Below are 22,041 nucleotides of genomic sequence, written 5' to 3'. Positions count from 1 at the left end.
TGTCGATCCTGCTCAATTTTTTCAAACCTGAACGATCAATTGATTCCTGACTCGAAAAAATTCAAGATGTTTCAACTGCAAAATGTCGTTCCTTGGGGGCGTTCGTTTCAAGACTATCTCGAAATGTTTAACTTAACTTCAGAAGACTTGCAAGGGTCAATTCTGGATTGTGCTGGCGGACCAGCGAGTTTTAATGCCGTCATGAAACAACAGGGAAAAACAGTGATTTCCTGCGACCCCATTTATCAATTTACACCCGAACAAGTTCAGCAGCGAATTGATGAAACTTATCCCATTATTATTGATGGGCTATACCAAAATATTGACCAATTTGTTTGGGATAAAGCGGGAACACCAGAAGCACTAGGAGAAGCCAGGCTAGCTGCAATGAATGCTTTTTTGGCTGACTTTTCCCAAGGAAAAGCAGAAGGGCGGTATCTTGAGGTGGGTTTTCCTGAATTACCCTTTGCTGACCAAACGTTTGATTTAGCGGTTTCTTCTCATCTTTTGTTCACCTATTCCGAGCAATTTTCTCTGGAGTTTCATCTACAATCGATCTTAGATTTATGTCGAGTAGCCAAGGAAGTGCGAATTTTTCCGTTACTCGAAAATTTTACCAGTGATCAATCGCGACATTTCGATTCAGTCTTAGCGGCACTTTCTAGGCAAGGTTATCAAACTGCCATTGAACCAACAATTTATGAGTTTCAGCGAGGAGGGAATGAATTGTTGAAGGTGAGGCGGGAGTAGTTGTCTAACAGTTGTGAAATGATGGGATAAGGGAGACAAGGGAGACAAGGGAGACAAAGATCAGTTCTTCTCATACTGGTGGGAGTTCGATACACTAAGTAAGGTTGGTAATTAGGTACAAATGACACGTGGGCAAACTGTATGGTATTAGTGTTGGCACCGGCGATCCCGAATTAATTACGGTAAAGGGATTGAAGTTTCTCCAACAAGCCAATATTGTCGCGTTCCCAGAGGGCATTAAGGGGAAACCAGGAATCGCAGAACGAATTATTACCCCATGGTTACAATCTCATCAAATGTTGTTACCGCTGAAGTTTCCTTATGTGCAAGATGAGAAAGAATTAACAGAGGCTTGGCAGGTAGCAGCACGAACGGTTTTGCCTTATTTGCAAAGTGGAGAAGATGTCACTTTTACTTGTGAGGGGGATATTAGCTTTTATAGTACCTTTACCTATTTGGCGCAAGCCGTGCAACAACTTGATCCAGAGATTGTCGTGGAAACCATACCGGGGGTTTGTTCTCCAATGGCGGCAGCTTCAGAATTAGGGATTCCTTTAACAAGGCGATCGCAGCGTTTAATGATTTTACCCACCCTTTATCATTTGCAGGAACTAGCATCGGCTTTGCAAGAGGCAGAAGTAGTGGTCTTGATGAAATTTAGTTCTCTCTATCCTCAAATTTGGGAACTGCTGCAAGCCAAAGGTTTACTTAATCGCAGCTGGATTGTGGAGAAAGCAACCATGCCGGAACAAGTGGTTTATCAAGATTTGCGCGATCGCGCTGACCTCAAGTTATCGTACTTTTCAGTGATGATTATCAAAGGGTCTCCAGGAAGAGAATGAATTCCTTTGCTATGTTCCAATTCCACCAAGACGCTACATTGGAATAGAGCCTGTAAGCTTAACACCTAATTAAAAGTAGAAGTTTTTATATTCAATTACCTGTTCTATGTTTGACGCACTATCCGAAAGTTTAGAATCTGCCTGGAAAAAACTCCGGGGTCAAGATAAAATCACCAGCAATAATATTAAACCAGCCCTGCAAGAAGTGCGACGCGCCCTCCTTTCTGCAGATGTGAACCTGCAAGTGGTCAAAGGGTTTATTGCGGATGTGGAAAAAGCAGCAGAAGGGGCAGATGTCATCTCTGGGGTGCGTCCTGACCAGCAATTCGTCAAAATTGTTAATGACGAACTGGTGAAGGTGATGGGGGAAAGCAATGTTCCCCTTGCCGAAGCAGAAACCTCTCCCACCATTATCCTCATGGCAGGGTTACAAGGAACGGGGAAAACAACTGCCACTGCAAAACTTGCCCTACATCTGCGGAAACAAAACCGTAGCGCCCTCATGGTGGGAACAGACGTTTATCGTCCCGCTGCCATTGATCAGCTAAAAACATTAGGAGAACAAATCGACGTTCCTGTGTTTGAAATGGGAACGGAAGCCAACCCAGTGGATGTTGCCCAAAAAGGGATTGAAAAAGCCAAAGCTGAAGGCATTGATACGGTCTTGGTTGATACCGCCGGACGCTTGCAAATTGACCAAGACATGATGAAAGAATTGGTTGCCATTAAAAATACCATTTCTCCCCATGAAGTCTTGCTGGTTGTGGATGCAATGACCGGACAAGAAGCCGCTAATCTGACTGATACGTTCCACCAACAAGTCGGTGTCACGGGTGCCATTTTAACCAAGTTAGATGGGGATACCCGTGGCGGTGCAGCTTTATCTGTCCGTCAGGTTTCCGGACAGCCGATTAAATTTATTGGGGTGGGAGAAAAAGTGGAAGCCCTCCAGCCCTTTTACCCCGAACGGATGGCATCTCGCATTTTAGGCATGGGCGATGTCGTTTCCTTAGTGGAAAAAGCCCAAGAAGAAATTGACATGGCAGATGCCGAAGCCATGCAAGCTAAGATGCTGGAGGCGCGATTTGATTTTAATGACTTCCTGAAACAGATGCGCTTGCTAAAAAATATGGGATCCTTTGGCAGCGTGATGAAAATGATTCCGGGAATGAACAAATTGAGTGGATCAGACATTGAGAAAGGGGAAACCCAACTCAAGCGCACGGAAGCCATGATTAATTCCATGACGAAGCAAGAACGAGAGGAACCAGAATTACTCGCCAAATCACCCAGTCGTCGTCGCCGGGTCGGGAAAGGATCGGGACATCAAGAGAAAGATGTGGTCAAACTGGTGAATGACTTCACCAAAATGCGTTCCATGATGCAACAAATGGGACAGGGTGAAATGGGAATGCCTGGTATGGGCGGTGGACTCGGCGGTATGTTTGGCGGTGGCGGCGGTATGGGCGGTCAACCCCAACCCGGTTTCCGTCAAGCCCCTAGTAGTGGCAAGAAGAAGAAGAAGAAAAAGAAAAAGAAAGGCTTTGGCGACCTTTAAGACAGTAACTGATGACAAATAACCAATGACAAATGACAAGTTATGCATAAACCTGATGAAATTCGCTTTTTAGTCCTCGGTTTAATTAAAGATCGCGATCGCGTTTTTCTTTCTGAGGGCTATGATGCAACAAAAGAGGAGTATTTTTATCGTGCTTTAGGGGGAGGAATTGAATTTGGCGAAACCAGCCGCGATGCCCTCAGGCGCGAGTTTCAAGAAGAACTGAATACCGAAGTCACCAACATTCAGTATTTAACTTGCCTCGAAAGTTTGTTCTCTTTTAATGGCAAGCCGGGACATGAAGTGATTCAGCTTTATCAATGTGATTTTGCTGACCCTGAGTTTTATAGTATTGAAGAAATCACGTTTAATGAGGGCAAGCGCCAAAAAATTGCCCGCTGGGTCGATTTGGAAAAATGTCGGTCTGGAGAATTAAAGGTCGTTCCTGAACCGATGGTAGAGTATCTTTAATTAAGTAAAAGTTAAAGACCCATTGACTCAGGGTTCGCTCATTTTCAGGGATCGATTCATTGTGTCTAAACGCTGTTCATTTATTTCAACAGAAGACCACGTTGCATCCACCAGAAAGTGATGTCATCGGCTGTAAACTGTCCCCACTGAATTCTTGGCGATTTGGCTTAAGTTTTTCCTTTCACTTTCCCCTAAAAGTCCTCCAACGTAGTCCCTAAAACCGGTTCTTGGCGGTTGAGTTCTCAACAAATCGTCAAAATGCTTGCACCATTTTTCATAGCATGGGGGCATGGCGGAGGGAGTCGTCTCTCTCATCAGAATTTATCAAGTGAAACACCTATTAGTTCTCGATTATAGCCTTTTTGTGCTACCTTGATTGTTTAAGTCCCATTAAGCGGTTTTCATGAACGGTATTATATCGTGTGGATCTCCCTACCCGCTCTTACCAGTAATGAAGGAACATCAAGCAACTCAAGGCGTAACTTCTCTGCGGACTCGCGTCCGACAATCCTGGGTGAATGGCGTTCTCCACCAGCAACTCACGCCAAACTTAGAGCTGAATTTATATTCGCAACAGGAAGAGCGTTTCATCAATCCTTGTTATCTTCTCCACTCAACCAACCATTTGATTACCCTTGTGGGAAAAGCTGGCATGGGGAAAACGCTGCTTCTGGCTCAGTTGTTGGAATACACCGACTCATTGGTTCCTCTACTACTCGATTTAACTCCCTGGTCGCTTCAAGAGAATGAAACTTTGACCAATTGGATTGTCAGGCAAACCAAACGGTTTTATGCCATCCCTCATCGCCCAATGGAGAAGATTCTCGCTAGTGAGCCTCTCTTACTACTCCTAGATAATTTTGATGCGATACCCGCCTCTGATCAGACTGCTTGTGCCACGGCTTTGACTGACTTGCACTATCACTATCCCCATTGGAAAATTGTTGTTGCTACTCGTCCACCTCTGTGTCCTACCTTACCGGCAACAGAGAGGATTTTTATTCAGCCCTTAACCAATCAACAAATAACGAATGATCTGGACAAACTTCCTCACAACGACAGGTTAGCCCAGATTTTAGAAACTGATCCGCAGTTACCAGCCCTGAGTCGAGTTCCCTTTTATATCTCACTGTTGAGCTTAACCCAAGCGAATTTAACCCCTCAATTCCTGAATTCTCCAAGGCGAGAGCATCTACTGAATTGTTATGTTGAACGCCAACTCCAATTAACCTCTCTTCAACCCTACTCCTCCCACCAGTTATGTCATGGCTTAGGTTGGCTTGCCCGTAAACTGGATGAACATCAACAAGCTGTACTGTTTATTGATTGTATGGGTCAAGATTCGGATCAAGATTGGCTGGATGGTCGCTTCCATGACCAATTTTATTTGCTCTGTGTTTGGCTGATTGGCGGGGTAATGACCACTCCCATTATCGGGTTAAGTAGCGGGTTGCTGGGCGGGTTGCTGGTGGGTTGGTTTCGCACCCCCTTGGGAAGTCTGTTACTGCGACAACTGCATCGTCCCTTTGGGGGCGCAGTTGCCCTCTGGTTCCGTCGTCCTGTTGAGCAAATGGCAGTTTCACAGCTTCGTCCCCCGTTAATCTGGCTCTCTCGTCGCTTCGCTCTGCCTATCTTACGACAACCGCTCTGGAAATCCTTACTGCACTATGGTCCACGGATGCTTATTGGAACTGTGTTTAAAAAGTCTCCTTACTGGCTACGCACTCTTGCCACCATGGGACTGGTGACGACACTGAGCGCGCGATCGCGAGCCGTTCATCCCAACCAGGGCATTTGGCAAGCCACCCGCACTATGGTGGGATGGGGTCTGGGGGGAGCGATCATTGCTACCGTGATCTTCACGCCACTGGGAGTTTCCTTTGGGTATGCTAAGCTCGCGGGGTTACTCTTTGGCTTATTTGCCGGGGGGATTACCTGCATTGAGCACTTGCTTTTACGAATATTTTTAACCCTCTCGAAACAAACCCCTTGGAATTATTCTCGATTTCTGGACAAAGCAGTGAGTTGCGGTTTTCTGTATCGGGTGGGGAGAGGATACAGTTTTGTGCATCGGGAGTTACAGGCTTACTTTCAACGTCAGTTTTAATCGTGGGTTTCTGCTTGCCAATCGGTCATCCTTGTCATCATTCCGATAGAGTGTATCAAAACCCAGTAGCCGTAAATAAGTAAATTAACCCGGTTTAATTAGAGAATGAACCGTGAGTTATTGAGTACGATTTACTGCTTTTACTTGCCAAAGTTTTCCTTTCTCGTGGCGAACCGCTACCTGATAGTTTTGCGCTTGCAAACTGTCTAATAAGGATTGAAGTGGACGAAAGACATAAATTTCTGTATAAGTTTCTGGAATTTTCAGCGCTGTTTGTTCATTAAAAAAGATGAACTTGGTTTCTGGTTCTAGATGATGGCTTAAAGATAAAGTTCGTGCAATTCGAGCAACATCCCCCACGACTAAAGGCTGTTCCGATTGATTAATGATATCGGCAACTTCTTGGTTATAGTAGCTACTGTATTTATTCCACCAAGTCGTAGCATTGTGCATCATTAAACTAGAAAAAATGCTAATGATAAATGTTGCGACAAAAATAATCTTCCAGAGATTTTTCCGATTAAAATTAACGGCAAATTTGAGATAAGTGCCTAAACAATAAGCGAGAGCTAAATCCACACCTAGGTGACACGCGATCGCGTAACGACCAATCGTTGAACGTTGTCCCCCACTAACTAAATCCGGAACGACTAATGCTAACCCTGTTGCCCCAATTAAAGTAACAATAAACCACCATTGTTGTTCAGTTCCTTGACGATATAAAAAATAAAAACTGTAAGCTATTAGTGCTAAAATTAAGAGTAAAAGATAAACCCAAGGTTGCGTTAAACTTAACTGAATATCTTGAAAATTTTTAACATCAAATAAACGATTTGCATAGCCAATTTGTAAGTCATAAACTGATCCCACTATATTAATTAACCATCGTTGTAAGAGTAGGCGTAAAGGTAGATCTTCAAGGACCCACTCCCCCATATGATCATCGTTAAAAATAAAAACTAAAATCCAGGGAATAAAAAGGATTAAACCTAAACCTGCATATAAACTATAAATTAAAACAACCGTATTTAACCGCCACCGCTGAGTAAATAACGCATAAATGCCATGTCCAAGAGAGACTAAACCAGCGAGTGGATGTGCATATAAACCTAAGGCAACGGTTCCACTATAAGTCAACCAACTTGCAGGGGTCGGGCGACGCATTGCCCATAAAAAAACGGCGCTCATTAAAATAATCATCACCGTAAGTAAGCTGTATTCTCTTGCTTCTTGGGCGTAGATGATATGAAAGGGAGAAATAGCAACTAGCCCGAGAGAAGTTTCAGCAATTAAAATGGAGGAAAAAATTTCTAAACTTAACCAATAAATTGCAGGTAAACTAAACAAACTAATGACAGTGGCCACTCCTCTAGTAAGATTGATTGAACTGCCAAAAATATCCATACTGCAACGAGTAAGGATATAATAAAGGGGAGAATGCTCACTAGAGGCAATTGTTTTTATACTTTGCCAAAACGATGTTGCAGCATCAAGTTGTTGATAGTTTTGTAAAAAACTTAAATTGAGCACAGTCGCCAAGGGAGTTTCTTCGATCAGCATACTTTCTGTATATCCTGCTGATCGTAAAGAAGTTTTGACTTCATCAACCCAATAAACTTTTCCGTCGAGATTCGTAAAGCGTAAATAAATCCCTAAAATAATCAAAATGACTAAACTGATCCGCCACCAATTCAGTTGTTTCAATTGCATAAAAATCAAATAAAAAATAAATCTAAATTTTTGTGATTCACTAATAAATAAAATCAATAACAGCTTATCATTGTTAGAAGAAGGAAAGAAAGAAGAGTGATTGCAATGAATGCTACGTCGAATGTTGCTGATTTACGTCGCAACTATACTCGTGCCGGTTTGAACGAAACAGAAGCCGATTCCAACCCTTTTACTCAGTTTCAAACTTGGTTTGACCAAGCCCTAGCAGCAGATTTACCAGAACCCAACGCCATGACACTGGCAACCGCGACACCAGAGGGCAAACCTTCTGCACGCATTGTTCTCTTAAAAGGCTTTGATGAAGATGGGTTTGTGTTTTATACCAACTATGCCAGCCAGAAAGGGCAACAATTAGCCGATAATCCTTGGGCTTCTTTAGTGTTCTGGTGGGCGGAATTAGAACGACAAGTGCGCATTGATGGGCGCGTAGAAAAAGTATCAAAGCAAGAGTCTGAAGAGTATTTTGCCAGCCGTCCTCTTGGTTCACGCTTAGGGGCATGGGCTTCTCCGCAAAGTCAGGTGATTTCCTCACGGGTAGTAATAGAAGACAAAATTGCCGAATTGGAACCCAAATACGAGGAAGAAACCATTCCCAAGCCACCCAATTGGGGAGGGTATCGTCTGATTCCAACGGAAATCGAATTTTGGCAAGGTCGCCCCAACCGCCTCCATGATCGGTTACGCTATCGTCAACAAGGGGATGGCAGTTGGCTGCGAGAACGGTTAGCGCCTTAGTCGTCCGTTAGTTCTGAAAGGATGGGTCGAGGTGGGACAAGGGAGAAGGGGCGAGAGGGTGACACTTATGCCTCAAAACAAATTTGATAGCCTACTCGTCGGTGCAAATGATACAAAATCTTAATGATTGGCTCGTTATCATAAAACTAGACGTTAAGTTTAGTTGCAATTTATAGCCGTTGTTAGAAAAAACTGCTTACCTTTTGGTCTATCATGGGAGTCGCGACCCGCGCCCCCAGCAAGAAATGGATCGATTAGCCGAACAGATCCAACATCAACTTGCTGAAGAATTTGTGATTTCAGCACAGCCGGGAATCCGAACAGCGGTTTTAACGAAGCCTCCTCAGCCGCCTGTGTATACAGCCGCTTTAGAGTTAGCCCCGTTGTCATTAGAGAACGCGATCGCGCAATTAAGCCAGCAACTCGCACCAAAAGGCATCACAGAATTACAAGTCCTTCCCCTTTTTCTCCTACCAGGGGTTCACGTCCGAGAAGATATTCCCGAAGCGGTCAAAATTGCCCAGCAAGCAGTCGGTCATCAAATGCGGATTACCCTTAAGCCTTATTTGGGACAATCCCCTTTAATGGCAAAACAATTGCAGGCTGCCTTCTCAGATGCGACCCACTCCGCTAAAATAATAATTTCGCATGGGAGTCGTCGCCCAGGGGGCAATCAGCCGCTGGAACGCTTGGCGCAACAAGTAGGACTCAAACCCGCCTATTGGTCAGTTTCTCCGACGTTGAGCGAACAAGTGACGAGCTTAGTGCGCTCAGGGATACTGGCGATTGAAATTGTGCCTTATTTTCTGTTTCCTGGTGGCATTACTGACGCGATCGCGCAGCAGGTTGACACCCTACAAGCCCAATTGCCACAAGTTCAGTTACAGTTTGGACGCCCCTTAAGTCGTCACCTCCCCCTTGCTGATCTCATTATTAAAGAAATGATTGTATGACCCATCAACAACCGCTTGGTAAAGTCTATTTAGTTGGCGCTGGACCCGGGGATCCCGGATTATTTACTCTCAAAGGCAAAACCCTTCTCGAACATGCCGATGTTGTCATTTATGATGCTTTGGTTAGTAGCGCTATTTTAGGCATGATTAATCCCCAAGCGGAAAAAATTAATGCAGGGAAGCGACGGGGACGACATTCCAAGTTACAATCCGAAACCACCCAGCTTCTGATTGAAAAAGCACAGACCAATGCGATTGTTGTGCGCCTTAAAGGAGGGGATCCCTTCGTATTTGGGCGTGGGGGCGAAGAAATGGGCGATTTAATCGCTGCTGGTGTTCCGGTAGAAGTAGTCCCCGGAATTACCTCTGGTGTTGCCGCACCAGCTTATGCGGGTATTCCCTTAACCCATCGCGATATGAGTTCCTCAGTCACTTTTGTCACTGGACATGAATCAGTAGGAAAATATCGTCCTCAAGTCAATTGGCACGCGATCGCGCACGGTTCGGAAACCATTGTAATTTATATGGGGGTTCAGAATCTCAGCCATATTATTGAACAATTAAAGAGTGCTGGCTTAAGTGGTGAGACTCCCATTGCTTTGATTCGTTGGGGAACTTGTGCGGAACAACAAGACCTCATTGGTTCTCTCGATACCATTATTGAGCAAAAGGAAAAAGAAAATTTTTCTGCACCCGCGATCGCTGTAATTGGCAAGGTCGTTAATCTGCATGAAGTATTACAGACTCAATGAGCATAATTAGTTGTTATCAGCAGAATCAATTTGCGGATAATAGCTAGCGACTAAAGCCACCATTAACCACCAAAGGGTGCTAATTTCGGGGCGATACCATACGGTATCCACTAAACCGTGGGTTAACATTCCGGCGATTGCAGCGATCGCGCCAATGACCCAAAAGCCTTCTCGTTCGCCAATTGCCCGCAAAGACCTGATTTTTTGCCAACCGTGATAGGCAAGGGTTCCCAGTAACCCTAAAAACACGCTAAAGCCGATCAAGCCCGTTTCCACGATAATTTCCAAGTAAATGGAATAGGCACTCAAAGCCGTATAGTTTGGGCGTTGATAAAGGGGATAAACCGCGTTAAAAGCCTCATTTCCGGGTCCAATTCCCAGCCCAGGACGATCGCGAATCATCTCCAAGACGGCATACCAAACCGTTAATCGGAAATTATTGCTGCTGTCTTCTCGTCCGGCAAAAATGCTCATCACTCGCAGTCGCAACGGTTCCACGAAGGTAATTGCTGCTAAGATTAAGCCCACGAAAAAGGCAAAGACTAACGGCAGTAACCAGATTCGCCAAAACTGCGGTAAGGTATCGCGATACCAGTAATAGAGGAGTAAGAGATAAATCGTTAATAGCCCGACCATTGCAATCCAGCCGCCACGAGAGTCCGTTGCATAGAGACAGTAGGTATTGGCTAATAAAGCCGTGAGGGCAACGCCTTTTTGCAGCCAAGTCTGCCAAACCCAGAGTGCGGAGAGAGATAGCGCGATCGCGCTGAGTAAATAGCCAGCCAGTAAGTTGGGATTGCCTAAATAACTGTAAGCCCGGGTTGCTTCAGCTAATTCCGACTCCGGATCATTCCAAGTCGCCAGTTGTTCCACGCCAAAAATTTCTTGCCGAATGCCATAGACACTGATGACCAGGGAAACTAACAGATACAGCGCGATCGTCCAATTGCGAAGGGAAGGCAATCTTAACACCCGCGCCGAGAGAGCAAACCATAATAAATAGAGGGTTAACTTTACCCAACCGCTAAACGCTTCGGCTTTCACCGGAGAGAAAGCAACTGCTACCGTCGCGATTCCCCAATACAACAAAACCAAAAGATGAATGGGAGTTAAACCAATAATATTACGTTCGGATAGGGTTAAAATTCCCCAATATCCAGCCCCTGCAATGAGCAATACTCCCACCAATGTTGAAGAGACAAAAGGGGCTAATGCCAATACTAACCCCATGATTACCATACCCAGTGGTTCCGCCCATTGCAACAGATAACTCCCCTCCCGCCACGGGGAAAATAACCCCACTAACCGATACACAAAACTTCCCCCGCGCCAACGGGAGAGAGAAAGGTCAGAACTCGTCTTTTCAATAGTCATAAGTTTGTTATTGGTTCTTAGTCATTCGTCACAGGATTTAAGATCCTAAGTCTAAAATACAAGGGGAAAGGAACAAGGAACATTAGAAATCATCTTTCCCACTGTCCTTTGGTCCTTTTCCCTACTTCCACCAATGAGCACCACCTTTAAACGAGAAGGATTGACCAGTTACCAGTTCTCAAGCCAACTTTAGTTAGACCTAAAAATAAGTGTTTGGATTCCACAAAGTTCTAATGAATGGGGAAACACTTGACTTGGAAGTAATTCTAAAACGTTTCAGCTCCAGATCGGCTCTAGCTCAAGTGTAAAGCCAGGTAATACATCTTCTCCCATTAGTGTTTTTGGGCTTTGCAGAATCTCAACCGTTTTCCCGAGACGATAAATTTCTACGGTTTTCGTGTTTGGTTCAATTAGCCATCCCAATCTCACGCCATTGTCTAGATATTCCTGCATCTTTTGTTGCAAGTCTTCGTAGCGCTGAGACTTCAAATCGCTCGGACTGACTAACTCAATTACAAAATCAGGCGCAATGTGCGGAAAGCCGTCTTGTTGTTCTGAAGTTAGAGCATTCCAACGCTCCCATCTCACCCAAGCCACATCGGGAGACCGTCTCGCCCCGCTAGGAAGAACAAAAATTGTTGATGAGTCGAAACCGACTCCTGTTCCGTCTTGTTCCACCCAAACGCCAAACAGGACATTTAACTTAAAGTTTTTTCTCCCGGCTGTTCCTCCAGTGGGCGGCATAACAATCAGTTCTCCTTCTGCTGTCAACTCCATACGAACCTCACTGTTAGAAACCGCAAGTTCATCAAACTGTTCAGGTGTTACCTTAAACCCTGTCGGAATTTTGATGGCATTCATAGTGAATTAGCTCCTTCCTTAATGCTTAGGATATAGGAAAATCGCAATTAAAGCTTGATTCTGGGTAAACGCAGCTACATTTTCTTCTACCGCTAAATTGAGTCAAAAACTCTTCAATTCCTTAAACTAAGTCTCTGGATGGCTTTAATGATATACAGGTATCGTTTTATTTATACGGTTATGATGATGAAATTGAGTTGATTGAAAAAATTACAAATTTAATTACAACTCAACCGAAAAATCCTGAGTGGCTTAAATTAATGACAGATTTAAATATCTTGATAAGGAATAGGTTAAGAACAGAGCTAGGATTGCCAAAAGTTAAAAAAGAATGAAAGCACATAACAAATCACTGCACTGGATTTTTACTCCGCTGCGCTTTGTAAAAACCAGTGAGTTCAAACGTTAGGTGGGCAAATATCTAGTAAAATTGACTTGTTTTCTGGTGAGTGGGTATTGAAGTGGCTGTTGAGCTTTCAGAAGCGTTAACGGGTACAAACAACCGATGATTTGAGGTGAGTAATGTCAAAAACGAAGAAGTTTCAGTTTGGTGGCATGCCTTCTGCGTATAATTTTGTTTTCAATCCGTATCCTGATGAGCGCATGTCACGGTGTCCTTTCTGTGAAAAGAAAACAGGGCAGCGTAAGGTTCCGTTGCTAATCCATATTGATCCGCTGCACCTTGTTGCTTTGAATTATACTTGTCGCTATTGCGGTGATTGTGATTTGCTGATCGCGCACAAGCATGAAGTCGAGCATTTGTTAACAGCTTTATTCATGGAACGAGATCCATCTGCAATTGGTAATGACTATCTTGTCCTGGGAACAGTGGAGAAAAAAGCCTGGCGAGAAGACATCGCTCAGCCAAAGTCGGTAGAGAAAATGAGGGCTAACACACATGATTTTAAGACATACTATCAACAGTTGCGAATGAAGCAACAAGGATGGTATCGGTTTGATCAGGAGCCACCGGTAAGGGAGCCACCGTTATCGCAAGAGTGGATCAAGCCCAAGCATTGACAATAGATGTCTCTACTGCCAACCAATTTCACACGACCGATTCCATTCTGATCAGTAAAAATGATGTGTTTTTTTGTGTTTGGGTCTAACTTCCAACCCGTGTACAAACTCTTAAAAGATATTCTGGACTAACTCTTTGCTCAGAGTCAGACTTTAACATGATATAAATCACAAACAGTGACCCTGGCTCTGATCGGAGAAACCTTATCCTATTTATTGATAAAATTTTTAATTTAATAAGCTAACTTAAACCAACTAATCACAACTTCAAGGGGGATAGATACAGCGGATTCAATGAAATGCTGATTTGCCAAAGCTCCTGATTAATCAGCTTCAGGATTGTCCCAACAAATTCAAGAGAGGGCTTGCTTTTTGATCTAAAAGTTGCTTACTATACTCACCTAGGTATTGCAAAATCTTAGCAACTTAATCGGAGAGAGCACCTTAACCACCATCATGGATATTAATAACTTTTTCACGGCAGGAGGCGTTGTTAGCTATCCCTTACTTGGCTTTTCCATTCTTTCTCTTGCCCTCATTATCGAGCGAATCGTCTTTTGGCTACGCATTAACCGCCGTCAACCCCGACTGGTACGAGATATTCTGCGCGTTTATCAAGATGAGCCCAATTTAGCATTACAACGTTTGCGCAATCATGGCGACTTACCCATTGCTCGGATTTTCCTGGAAGCTTTGGAATTAGAAAAACCCACCCCTGAGGAATTTCGCTTAGCCTTAGAAAGTGCCGCTCAAGCCGAAATCCCCACTTTAAAGCGGGCTTCTACAGTTTTTGACACGATTATTAGTATTGCACCCCTACTAGGACTATTAGGAACGATTTTAGGTTTAATCACGGCTTTTTCTAATTTGCAGATTGGCGAAATCGGGGGCGAAAGTACGACAGCAGTGACAGGGGGGATTAGCGAAGCCCTGGTTTCAACCGTAATGGGATTAGTTGTAGCAATTTTTACCCTTTTATTTGCTAACTTATTCCGAGGATTTTATCAGCGACAGTTAGCTTTAATTCAGGAATATGGCGGTCAATTAGAATTACTGTATCGTCGTCATTACGAAAGAGGAGGAAAGCCCAGATATGCAAATTCCTAATGAGCCGGAAAAGAATTTAGAAATTAATATTGTGCCGATGATTGATGTCATTTTTTCAATCTTGGCGTTCTTTATTATTTCTACGTTATTTTTAACGCGGTCAGAGGGCTTACCCGTTGATTTACCGCAAGCAACTACAGCCCAACAACAGTCAAAAACAGAAGTAACTGTCACTATTCAAGACAATGGAAAAATTGCTCTCAATCAGGAAGAAGTTTCTATCCAAAATTTAGTCCCAGAAGTAAAAAAAATTAGTCAAAACAGTCAAGAAACCATTGTCATTGTCAACGCAGACAAAGCAGTTTCTCATGGCGATGTAGTCAACGTTATGGATCAATTACGACAGGTGGAAGGGGTCAAACTCGCGATCGCGACAACCTCTCCTTCTAAATAATTGGTAATGATTGCTTTTACCAATCCTTCTCTGCTAGCTAAACAGCGCTAAAGGAAAGAATCTGCTGCGCTGTGACCTGGGGTTGTTCAATGTGAGGAGCGTGCCCTGAATTAGCGATCCAAACCAATTGAGAATTGATGATTGACTTGGCGAACTTGCTAGCATCCTCTATCCCTAAAACTTGATCGTGTTCACCCCAGAGAATCAAAGTTTGTTGATTGATATCTGCCATGCGAACCGGTAGAAAGTTATATCCGCCACTTTTGTTAAATTCAAGCAGACTTTCTTGCCATCCCGGCATTTCTTGATGTAAGGTGGCACAATGCAATAAGTCAAGCCAACTGGCATCAGCCCCCGATAGCTGACTGAGTTGGATGGCTAATAATTTTCGCCATCGCAAGTAGGCAACTCCGAGGTGATCTAAGGGCGGAACGAGAAATTGGACAAACGCTGGGGCATTCGTATAGCCAGTGCTATCAATGAGCACCAGTTTTTCCACAATGTCGGGATAAGTTAAGGTAAAGTCAATAGCAACTGCACCGCCCATTGATGCCCCAATCAGCACCATAGGTCGAAAAATTGCACTTTTCCAAAAAGCATACAATGCTGTTTTAATGGTCAAGGGATTAACAGAAACTTTCGTAGGACGGAGGCTAAATCCCAATCCAGGCAGATCAATTGTCCAAGTTTGCCGATCAGCAGTCAGTTCAGGACAAAGAAAGCGAAATTCTAATTGGGAACTATCAAACCCGTGAAGAAGAACCAGTGGTGGATCACCTTCTCCTTGACTGGTGTAAGCAATTGAAAAAGGGTCAGTTTGTAACGAAGTAAAGACAGCTTTGTACTGTATTTTTTGTACTAACTCAATTGAAGAGGGGACTGAAAGAAGTTGCACCGCAGAAGGTAAACTGTAATTAAACATTAAGGGGCCAAAGGTAAGGATATCCTTTTGCTATCCTAAAGTAGACCCAGCAATCTCCGATGTCAATTCGTCCCCATGATGGTTCAATTACAATAGTCAGAAGGAAAACAATGCGCGATCGCGCTGCTAAGCCCTGACTAGAAAGATACTACATTAAAGCAAAATTTCCTGTTGAAAAAGGGTTGAATGCTATTTTAAAGAGCAGTTCTATCTCAGTAGGGCTTGCTGAATTAAGTTCAATCAACCTTACCACCACTGACGGTTCCCTTCCTCGTCAAAGCGCATCTGGCGGATGAGATCGGAGATTTCCTCAGCATCTCTGACATGATGCAAGGCTTCTTGGTGTCCATCCTCTTGATCTTCAAAAATAAAATAGGTAGGAATAACCACGTGTTCACCAGTTAGATCAGCAGTATTTACGGCGACTTGGCGAGCCTTTTCTCCTACAGTTTTCGATTCATCAGCATAATCGCCAGGGTTGATGCCGACATCCTGGTCGTTGTCGACAATTCTTTTGTTCTCTTCCCATTGTTCGGAGGGAACTTCTTCTGGATAAAGTGGTTGCTGAAGATTGGAGTCGTTTTGTCGTATCATAAGCCTGGTAACGACCTCCTGATATGATAATTGCTTTCAATAGTCAATCTATCGTTAGCTAACCGTTAATCACTTCCCTCAGAAGCATGAATCTGCCATTAGCACGATACCGTCTCAAGTGAGAGTTATGAATCGATTCATACTAACAAGACCAATCAAAGTCTTTCCTATGATCGATATAGTTCTGAGCAATTGTAGTTAAGATTTAAGTCAGCGGCACACAGCCCCTTGCCTGTGCTGACTGCAGCTCAGGTGAGCGTTCGACTGAGCTCACATCGAAGTCTCGCCAAACCCCCAAATGACCGATCACCACTTATGAATTCAACGCTGATTCGCCTCGAAGATATTTCTAAAGTCTATGGCACTGCCAACACGGCTGTTCATGCTCTCAATCATATCAATCTCACGATTGAAGAGGGAGAGTATTGTGCCATCATGGGCGCGTCAGGTTCCGGTAAATCAACAGCGATGAATGTGATTGGCTGTTTAGATCGTCCGACGAGTGGACGCTATTACCTCGATAACCAAAATGTGTCCCAGTTGCCCAATGCCACCTTAGCCGAGATTCGGAACCGGAAAATTGGGTTTGTGTTTCAACAGTTTCACTTGCTCCCTCACCTCACCGCAGCAGATAATGTGATTTTACCGATGATTTATGCTGGGGTTTCCCCCCAAGATCGTAAAGACCGAGCGGTTGCAGCGTTAGAAAAAGTGGGGCTGGGGAGTCGTTTACAGAATAAACCCAATCAACTTTCAGGGGGACAACAACAACGGGTTGCTATTGCTCGCGCGATCGTTAATAATCCCCGTTTATTGCTTGCAGATGAACCCACAGGTGCTTTAGACTCCCGCACCGTGAAAGAAGTGTTAGACATTTTCCAAGAACTTCACGATAGCGGAATTACTGTGGTGATGGTTACCCACGAAGTCGATGTTGCTCGTCAAAGCAAGCGAATTGTCTGGTTTCGCGATGGCGAAGTAATTTATTCTCATCTCACCCCAGAAGAAATGTTAGAAGTTGCGGTATCCTGAAAAAGAAAAATGAACGTGGCGACTCATAACCCTTTCCTCAACTTAGCCTACGAAACAGCACTAGAAACTCTCGGTGAAGACTATTATGATCGTGTTGCTGCAGCAGAATTTCCGCAACATTTTCTCCGCTTTCGCAATGATGATTTGCTTCCGCTTCTAAATTTAGATCCGGCGCAAGTCAATGATGAGCATTTCATTGAAGCCTTTGGACAATTCCAAAGTGTCCGCCCGTTTCTCGCCCTACGCTATCATGGCTATCAATTTGGCAATTATAATCCCTTTCTAGGTGATGGACGGGGTTTTATTTATGGACAAATTCGTGGACAAGATGAACGACTTTATGATTTTGGTACGAAAGGATCGGGGCAAACCCCTTATTCTCGCAATGCCGATGGACGACTGACTTTAAAGGGAGGCGTGCGAGAAGTGTTAGCGGCTGAAGCGTTGCATCAATTGGGAGTGCGCACCTCTCGTTGTTTAAGTCTGATTGAAACCGGCGAGTTACTGTGGCGCAATGATGAACCCTCTCCGACTCGTGCTTCGGTGATGATCCGCATGAGTCATTCCCATATTCGCTTCGGCACCTTTGAGCGCTTAAACTACTTACAGCGTCCGGATTTAATTCAGCGATTGCTGAATCACGTCATTGAACAATATTATTCCCACTTAAAAACCTCTGCTGATTCCTATGCGGAATTTTATGCGGAGTTAGTGCAGCGAGTTGCAGAGTTGGTGGCGCAATGGATGGTGGCGGGCTTCTGTCATGGCGTCCTCAATACTGATAATATGTCGATTACTGGAGAAAGCTTTGATTATGGTCCTTACGCTTTTATTCCTACCTATAATCCCGCTTTTACCGCTGCTTATTTCGATTATTCGGGTCTTTATTGTTATGGGAATCAAGCGCGAATCTGTCGCTGGAATTTAGAACGGTTACAGCGTCCCCTAAGTCTAGTCATGGCACAAAAGGATTTAGATCTCGGTTTAGCTAATTTTGAAAGCCATTATGAAGCCACTTATCGTCAATTAATGGCAGAAAAGTTAGGCTTTGTTGCTCTCTCCCCAACCGATGCCCAAACTTTGGTAGAAACAACTGTCAATTTATTGCGGGATTCCCAAGTGCCTTATCATCGCTTTTTTGCTGAACTCGGGAATTGGTTTAGTCCGCAGTGGCGAGAATACCCAGACCTGATTCTAGAAAATGCAGCGTTCATTCAACAATTACAGGAACAGTCAACTCTCTGGGAAAACTGGCAAACGATTTATCAGCGATTATTAAAGCAATGCGATGATGATGAACTGCAACAAGTAGGGTTACGTCTGCAAGCTAAGAATCCACAAACGGCTTTGTTACGCCCTGTGATTGAATCGGTTTGGGAACCGATTAGTTTAGATAATGAATGGGATCCCTTTTATGCCTTATTAGAACAGATTCGTCAGAAAAAATAACTAGATTCTTAAAAACCCTAGTGATTTCTGATGGTTTATATTAATGCTAGCGCCTTCATTAATATTGTGATGGGTCGCAATTAAGCAATTCACTTCTTCCTCTCCCTTCATCTATGCAACGACTAAACTAAATCGCTGCTTTGAGGCTACGACAAAAGGTTTCTAACTCTGCTAATCCTGCTTCTGGAGATACTGCTTCCGCTAAACGACGGACAAAGGCACTACCAGCAATTACACCATCCGCCCCCCATTCCCGAATTTGTTTGGCATGTTCGGGTTGGGAAACCCCAAAGCCAACGCAAACCGGTTTATCAGTGACACTGCGTAATAAGGGTAATAATTCTTTAACTCTCGCTCCCACTTCCGTGCGGGTTCCCGTGACACCAGTGACACTGACTAAATAAATAAATCCCTGAGATTGTTGCGCGATCGCGCTGATTCGCGCTTTTGGAGAAGTCGGTGCCACTAACAAGGTTACTTCAATACCATAGGCTTGAGCCGGCTTCAGAACAGTTTCTGCTTCTTCTAAAGGAATATCGGGAATTACTAATCCTTTCACCCCTGCTTGCGCGATCCGACTTAAAAACCGATCAATTCCTTGATGGTAAATCGGGTTGTAGTAAGAAAACAAGACAATTGGCGCTTGTAACTTGTCTCGCACCGTTTCCACCACGTCCAAGACATTTCCCAATTTCACCCCTCGTCTCAGGGCACGAGTAGCAGCAGCTTGAATCACCGGTCCATCCGCAAGCGGATCAGAATAAGGAACCCCTAACTCAATTAAATCTGCCCCTGCGCGATCCAGAATTTCTAAAGCTTTGATGGTTGTGTCTAAATCCGGATCGCCGGCGGTGAGAAACGGAATTAAGGCGCATTTTCCGGCTTGGCGGAGATTCTCGAAACATTGGGAAACCGTGTTCATTGTTCGTTCTTATTTTCTGATTGTTGAGTCGTGGAAGATTCAGCGGCTTTCTCTTCTTCCACTTCTTTTTGCAGTTGCGCCAACTCTTCTGGGGTCATTTCCTCTAAGCGTTTTTGCAGCACTGCTTCTTCATAGTCTTGGAGTTGTTTATTATAGGTCATATCTTGGGTAAACACCCGAAAGAGATAGGTACTGACCCAACCGATTAAACCAGCTACCAGCAAAGCTTGACTCCAGACCCCGGCATTTTGCGAACTTAAGCCAAAAACTCGCAGTAGCAAATAGGCGACTCCACCGGCGATGAACACCCCAAAGGTAATCGCGATCGCGTCTACTCGTCGCATAAGATGTAACTCCTCGCCCCCATAGCTGGGGGAATTGCTTAACTTTTAACTTCTCGACGTTTGGGACGAAAATTGAGAAATGGACTTAATAACAGTAACCCCGGAAAGAAGAAAAACACCAGGAAGTACATGAATGTCCGCTCCCAAGAACCTGCAACATACCACCGTTGCTGCAGATAGAAGTAAGTCATACCGGGAATCACTAGTAAATAGAGTCCACCTAAGGCTAAATATAACGCTGCAATGAACATAATCGTTACAGGATAAGGGTTTACATCCCCCTATCTTACCGTGCGACTTACCGAGTTTTAGTCAGGTTCAAAAAGATGAGCCGGGTTTTTGTAAAAAAGCAATTTCTTCCGGGGTACTTTCTCGCCCTAAAATTTCATTGCGATGGGGAAAGCGTCCAAACTTTTCAATCGCTTTGAGATGACGCTCAGCATAATCAATCGCAGTCGCACTATCGGGGTCATTTCTTAAGCGAGAAAAGAGACTCAGCGCTCGGTATTGCATTTCTAAATCTTCGCTGTGTTCAAACGGGAGATAAATGAACCACCGTTGGACATTGAGCAGTTGTCGATCATAGTCATGTTTGAGGGCATATTTGGCTAAGACTAAGGCTTGTTCATCCGTTTGAAACATCCTCGGATCCCCCCGAAATAAATTGCGGGGAAATTGATCGAGCAGAATAATCAACGCTAAACAGGTTTCTGGTGAATTTTTCCAGGCATTGAGTTCTCCTTTAGCTGCCTGTTGATACAGTGAGAGAAAGCGCGATCGGACCGCTGCGTCAAAGTCAGGGTCTTTCGTGAACCATTCCTGACGTGGCTTGCCATAATTTTCATCTTCGGGAGAACCAAACCAAAAATCTAAAACCGCTTGTGCAGACGAGTGTTGTTCTTGACTCATTTGAATTGAGTGTATAACTCTATTTCTTTGTAATATTATGGCTATATATTGAATTTTGAGCCACTTTGGTCCTTTAAAGATTTTAGAGCAATGAAAGCCAAAGAAGTACTGCAACGCTACAGCAATGGCGAACGTAACTTCCAACGGGTCAATCTGCAAGGAGAATCCTTCAAGGGAGCAGATTTATCGGGGGCAGATTTTAGCGAAGCAGATATTCGGGGGACAAATTTTCGGAAAGCGACGCTAAAAGGAACAAACTTTAGTCAGGCAAAAGCCGGGTTACCAAAACGCTGGGTAATAATATTAACTGCAGTTATTATAGCTATCTCATTATTGATTGGAATACTAGCAGGTTTTGCTGGATCAACGGCAGTGCACTTCGGAACCTTTGATGGTGTTAGTTTAACGAGTCTTGAACAAATAATAGCTGCTAGTATTTTTATCTTAATTTGGGGAGTAGTGCTTGTCTTTACTATTCGGCAAGGATTAGTTGCTGCTTTGGGAATAGAAATAGTCATAACACTAGTTGTAGCGACATTTGCAGGAGCCATCACATTTGCAGAAACACTCACAAAAGGACTGGCATTTGCAGTAGCAGGTACAATTATGGTTACATTTGTAATAATAGTTACAATTCTATTTGCAATAGGAACCGCATTTGCAGTCACTACTACGGTTGCAGGAGCAATTGCTGTTGCAGGAAAAATGTCTGCAATAGCAGTAGCAATAATTATAGTTGTAGGAGCACTAACAGTAGCCGTTCCATATGCAATTATCCTAGAGCAAGTAGTTTCAGTAGTAGCTGCAGGAACAGTTTTCATCATAGTCGCACTTACTGTGCTGAGTGCTTATCTTGCCTGGCGATCTATAAAAGGAAATGAGCGAGATGCCTGGGTTTGTAAGATTGCTGTTGCTTTTGCCACGCTAGTTGGCACTTCGTTTTACAAAGCTGATTTAACGGATGCCACTTTCACGCAAGCTCAACTGAAAAATACTGATCTACGTGCTAAAAGCTTGATTCGGACTTGCTGGCAAGGTGCAGATCAGCTTGACCAAGTGAGAGTCGGCAAAACCCTATTAGATCAACCGGCGGTGCGAAACTTACTCATAACTAAAGATGGCTACAAGAAATCCTATGTTGCTGCCAACTTGGAAGGCGCAAACTTAGCTGGAGTCAATCTAGAGTCTGCCAATCTCAAACAGTCAAATCTTAA

Annotated in this window: 23 protein-coding genes; 14 read left to right on the top strand and 9 right to left on the bottom strand. The window is 44.0% G+C overall.

Annotation, left to right across the window (positions count from 1 at the left end; genetic code table 11):
- The first annotated feature begins 66 nt into the window (after positions 1-66).
- From GVY04_18685 to GVY04_18665, 5 genes are all read left to right on the top strand, one after another.
- The gene (locus tag GVY04_18685; protein NBD18082.1) at positions 67-750 is read left to right on the top strand and encodes an SAM-dependent methyltransferase; all 684 of its coding nucleotides are present in this window, start codon (positions 67-69) and stop codon (positions 748-750) included.
- A 128-nt stretch (positions 751-878) separates the two neighbouring features.
- On the top strand, positions 879-1,592 hold the full coding sequence (locus tag GVY04_18680; GenBank protein ID NBD18081.1) for a precorrin-2 C(20)-methyltransferase: 714 nt from the start codon (positions 879-881) through the stop codon (positions 1,590-1,592).
- 106 nt (positions 1,593-1,698) lie between these two features.
- Positions 1,699-3,150: a signal recognition particle protein gene (locus GVY04_18675; protein ID NBD18080.1), complete on the top strand. Its 1,452-nt coding sequence runs from the start codon at positions 1,699-1,701 to the stop codon at positions 3,148-3,150.
- Positions 3,151-3,192: 42 nt separating this feature from the next.
- A complete protein-coding gene (locus tag GVY04_18670) occupies positions 3,193-3,621 on the top strand; it encodes an NUDIX domain-containing protein (protein ID NBD18079.1) in 429 nt (142 codons plus the stop codon).
- Between the two features lie 451 nt (positions 3,622-4,072).
- Positions 4,073-5,728, top strand: a complete 1,656-nt coding sequence (locus GVY04_18665) for a hypothetical protein (GenBank protein NBD18078.1) — start codon at positions 4,073-4,075, stop codon at positions 5,726-5,728.
- Positions 5,729-5,845: 117 nt separating this feature from the next.
- Here the strand turns inward: GVY04_18665 and GVY04_18660 are convergent, their stop codons facing one another.
- Entirely contained in the window at positions 5,846-7,438 is a 1,593-nt protein-coding gene (locus GVY04_18660) for a hypothetical protein (GenBank protein NBD18077.1), read from the bottom strand.
- 105 nt (positions 7,439-7,543) lie between these two features.
- Between GVY04_18660 and pdxH the strand changes: the two genes are divergently transcribed.
- The 3 genes from pdxH (at position 7,544) to cobA (ending at position 9,899) form a co-directional block, all read left to right on the top strand.
- Positions 7,544-8,194, top strand: a complete 651-nt coding sequence (gene pdxH / locus GVY04_18655; protein NBD18076.1) for a pyridoxamine 5'-phosphate oxidase — start codon at positions 7,544-7,546, stop codon at positions 8,192-8,194.
- A 179-nt stretch (positions 8,195-8,373) separates the two neighbouring features.
- Positions 8,374-9,147: a sirohydrochlorin chelatase gene (locus tag GVY04_18650; GenBank protein NBD18075.1), complete on the top strand. Its 774-nt coding sequence runs from the start codon at positions 8,374-8,376 to the stop codon at positions 9,145-9,147.
- Positions 9,144-9,899: a uroporphyrinogen-III C-methyltransferase gene (gene cobA, locus GVY04_18645; protein ID NBD18074.1), complete on the top strand. Its 756-nt coding sequence runs from the start codon at positions 9,144-9,146 to the stop codon at positions 9,897-9,899. The genes GVY04_18650 and cobA overlap by 4 nt, the downstream gene beginning before the upstream one ends.
- Before the next feature lie 6 nt (positions 9,900-9,905).
- On the opposite strand, the gene ictB is transcribed toward cobA, so the two are convergent.
- Positions 9,906-11,273 carry a putative bicarbonate transporter, IctB family gene (gene ictB, locus GVY04_18640; GenBank protein ID NBD18073.1) on the bottom strand — a complete coding sequence of 456 codons (1,368 nt, stop codon included), beginning with the start codon at positions 11,271-11,273 and terminating at the stop codon, positions 9,906-9,908.
- Positions 11,274-11,549: 276 nt separating this feature from the next.
- On the bottom strand, positions 11,550-12,134 hold the full coding sequence (locus GVY04_18635; GenBank protein ID NBD18072.1) for a Uma2 family endonuclease: 585 nt from the start codon (positions 12,132-12,134) through the stop codon (positions 11,550-11,552).
- A gap of 522 nt (positions 12,135-12,656) precedes the next feature.
- On the opposite strand from GVY04_18635, the gene GVY04_18630 reads away from it, so the two are divergent.
- The 3 genes from GVY04_18630 to GVY04_18620 all read left to right on the top strand — a co-directional run bounded on the left by GVY04_18630 (position 12,657) and on the right by GVY04_18620 (position 14,655).
- Complete coding sequence (locus tag GVY04_18630; GenBank protein NBD18071.1) at positions 12,657-13,154, top strand: hypothetical protein; 498 nt, start codon at positions 12,657-12,659, stop codon at positions 13,152-13,154.
- Positions 13,155-13,610: 456 nt separating this feature from the next.
- Complete coding sequence (locus GVY04_18625) at positions 13,611-14,261, top strand: MotA/TolQ/ExbB proton channel family protein (protein ID NBD18070.1); 651 nt, start codon at positions 13,611-13,613, stop codon at positions 14,259-14,261.
- Positions 14,248-14,655 (top strand): biopolymer transporter ExbD, encoded by a 408-nt coding sequence (locus tag GVY04_18620; GenBank protein ID NBD18069.1) that lies wholly within the window; start codon positions 14,248-14,250, stop codon positions 14,653-14,655. The genes GVY04_18625 and GVY04_18620 overlap by 14 nt, the downstream gene beginning before the upstream one ends.
- Before the next feature lie 37 nt (positions 14,656-14,692).
- On the opposite strand, the gene GVY04_18615 is transcribed toward GVY04_18620, so the two are convergent.
- Together GVY04_18615 and GVY04_18610 are read right to left on the bottom strand one after the other, a co-directional pair.
- Complete coding sequence (locus GVY04_18615; protein ID NBD18068.1) at positions 14,693-15,577, bottom strand: alpha/beta fold hydrolase; 885 nt, start codon at positions 15,575-15,577, stop codon at positions 14,693-14,695.
- Between the two features lie 246 nt (positions 15,578-15,823).
- Entirely contained in the window at positions 15,824-16,171 is a 348-nt protein-coding gene (locus tag GVY04_18610) for a hypothetical protein (GenBank protein ID NBD18067.1), read from the bottom strand.
- 315 nt (positions 16,172-16,486) lie between these two features.
- On the opposite strand from GVY04_18610, the gene GVY04_18605 reads away from it, so the two are divergent.
- Both GVY04_18605 and GVY04_18600 read left to right on the top strand, forming a co-directional pair.
- Positions 16,487-17,203, top strand: a complete 717-nt coding sequence (locus GVY04_18605) for an ATP-binding cassette domain-containing protein (GenBank protein NBD18066.1) — start codon at positions 16,487-16,489, stop codon at positions 17,201-17,203.
- Between the two features lie 9 nt (positions 17,204-17,212).
- Positions 17,213-18,652: a YdiU family protein gene (locus GVY04_18600; protein NBD18065.1), complete on the top strand. Its 1,440-nt coding sequence runs from the start codon at positions 17,213-17,215 to the stop codon at positions 18,650-18,652.
- Positions 18,653-18,779: 127 nt separating this feature from the next.
- On the opposite strand, the gene trpA is transcribed toward GVY04_18600, so the two are convergent.
- The 4 genes from trpA to GVY04_18580 all read right to left on the bottom strand — a co-directional run bounded on the left by trpA (position 18,780) and on the right by GVY04_18580 (position 20,827).
- Positions 18,780-19,574, bottom strand: a complete 795-nt coding sequence (gene trpA, locus GVY04_18595; GenBank protein NBD18064.1) for a tryptophan synthase subunit alpha — start codon at positions 19,572-19,574, stop codon at positions 18,780-18,782.
- The gene (locus GVY04_18590) at positions 19,571-19,918 is read right to left on the bottom strand and encodes a DUF3007 family protein (protein ID NBD18063.1); all 348 of its coding nucleotides are present in this window, start codon (positions 19,916-19,918) and stop codon (positions 19,571-19,573) included. Before GVY04_18590 ends, trpA begins: the two co-directional genes overlap by 4 nt.
- Positions 19,919-19,956: 38 nt before the next feature.
- The gene (gene ndhL / locus GVY04_18585) at positions 19,957-20,169 is read right to left on the bottom strand and encodes an NAD(P)H-quinone oxidoreductase subunit L (protein NBD18062.1); all 213 of its coding nucleotides are present in this window, start codon (positions 20,167-20,169) and stop codon (positions 19,957-19,959) included.
- Between the two features lie 67 nt (positions 20,170-20,236).
- Positions 20,237-20,827 carry a DUF924 family protein gene (locus GVY04_18580; protein NBD18061.1) on the bottom strand — a complete coding sequence of 197 codons (591 nt, stop codon included), beginning with the start codon at positions 20,825-20,827 and terminating at the stop codon, positions 20,237-20,239.
- Between the two features lie 90 nt (positions 20,828-20,917).
- On the opposite strand from GVY04_18580, the gene GVY04_18575 reads away from it, so the two are divergent.
- Positions 20,918-22,041, top strand: a 1,124-nt coding sequence (locus tag GVY04_18575; protein NBD18060.1) for a hypothetical protein, incomplete at its 3' end; no start/stop codon positions are given.

The sequence above is a fragment of the Cyanobacteria bacterium GSL.Bin1 genome, from assembly GCA_009909085.1.
GTDB lineage: Bacteria > Cyanobacteriota > Cyanobacteriia > Cyanobacteriales > Rubidibacteraceae > Halothece.
This window is presented reverse-complemented; position numbering and strand designations above follow the sequence as displayed.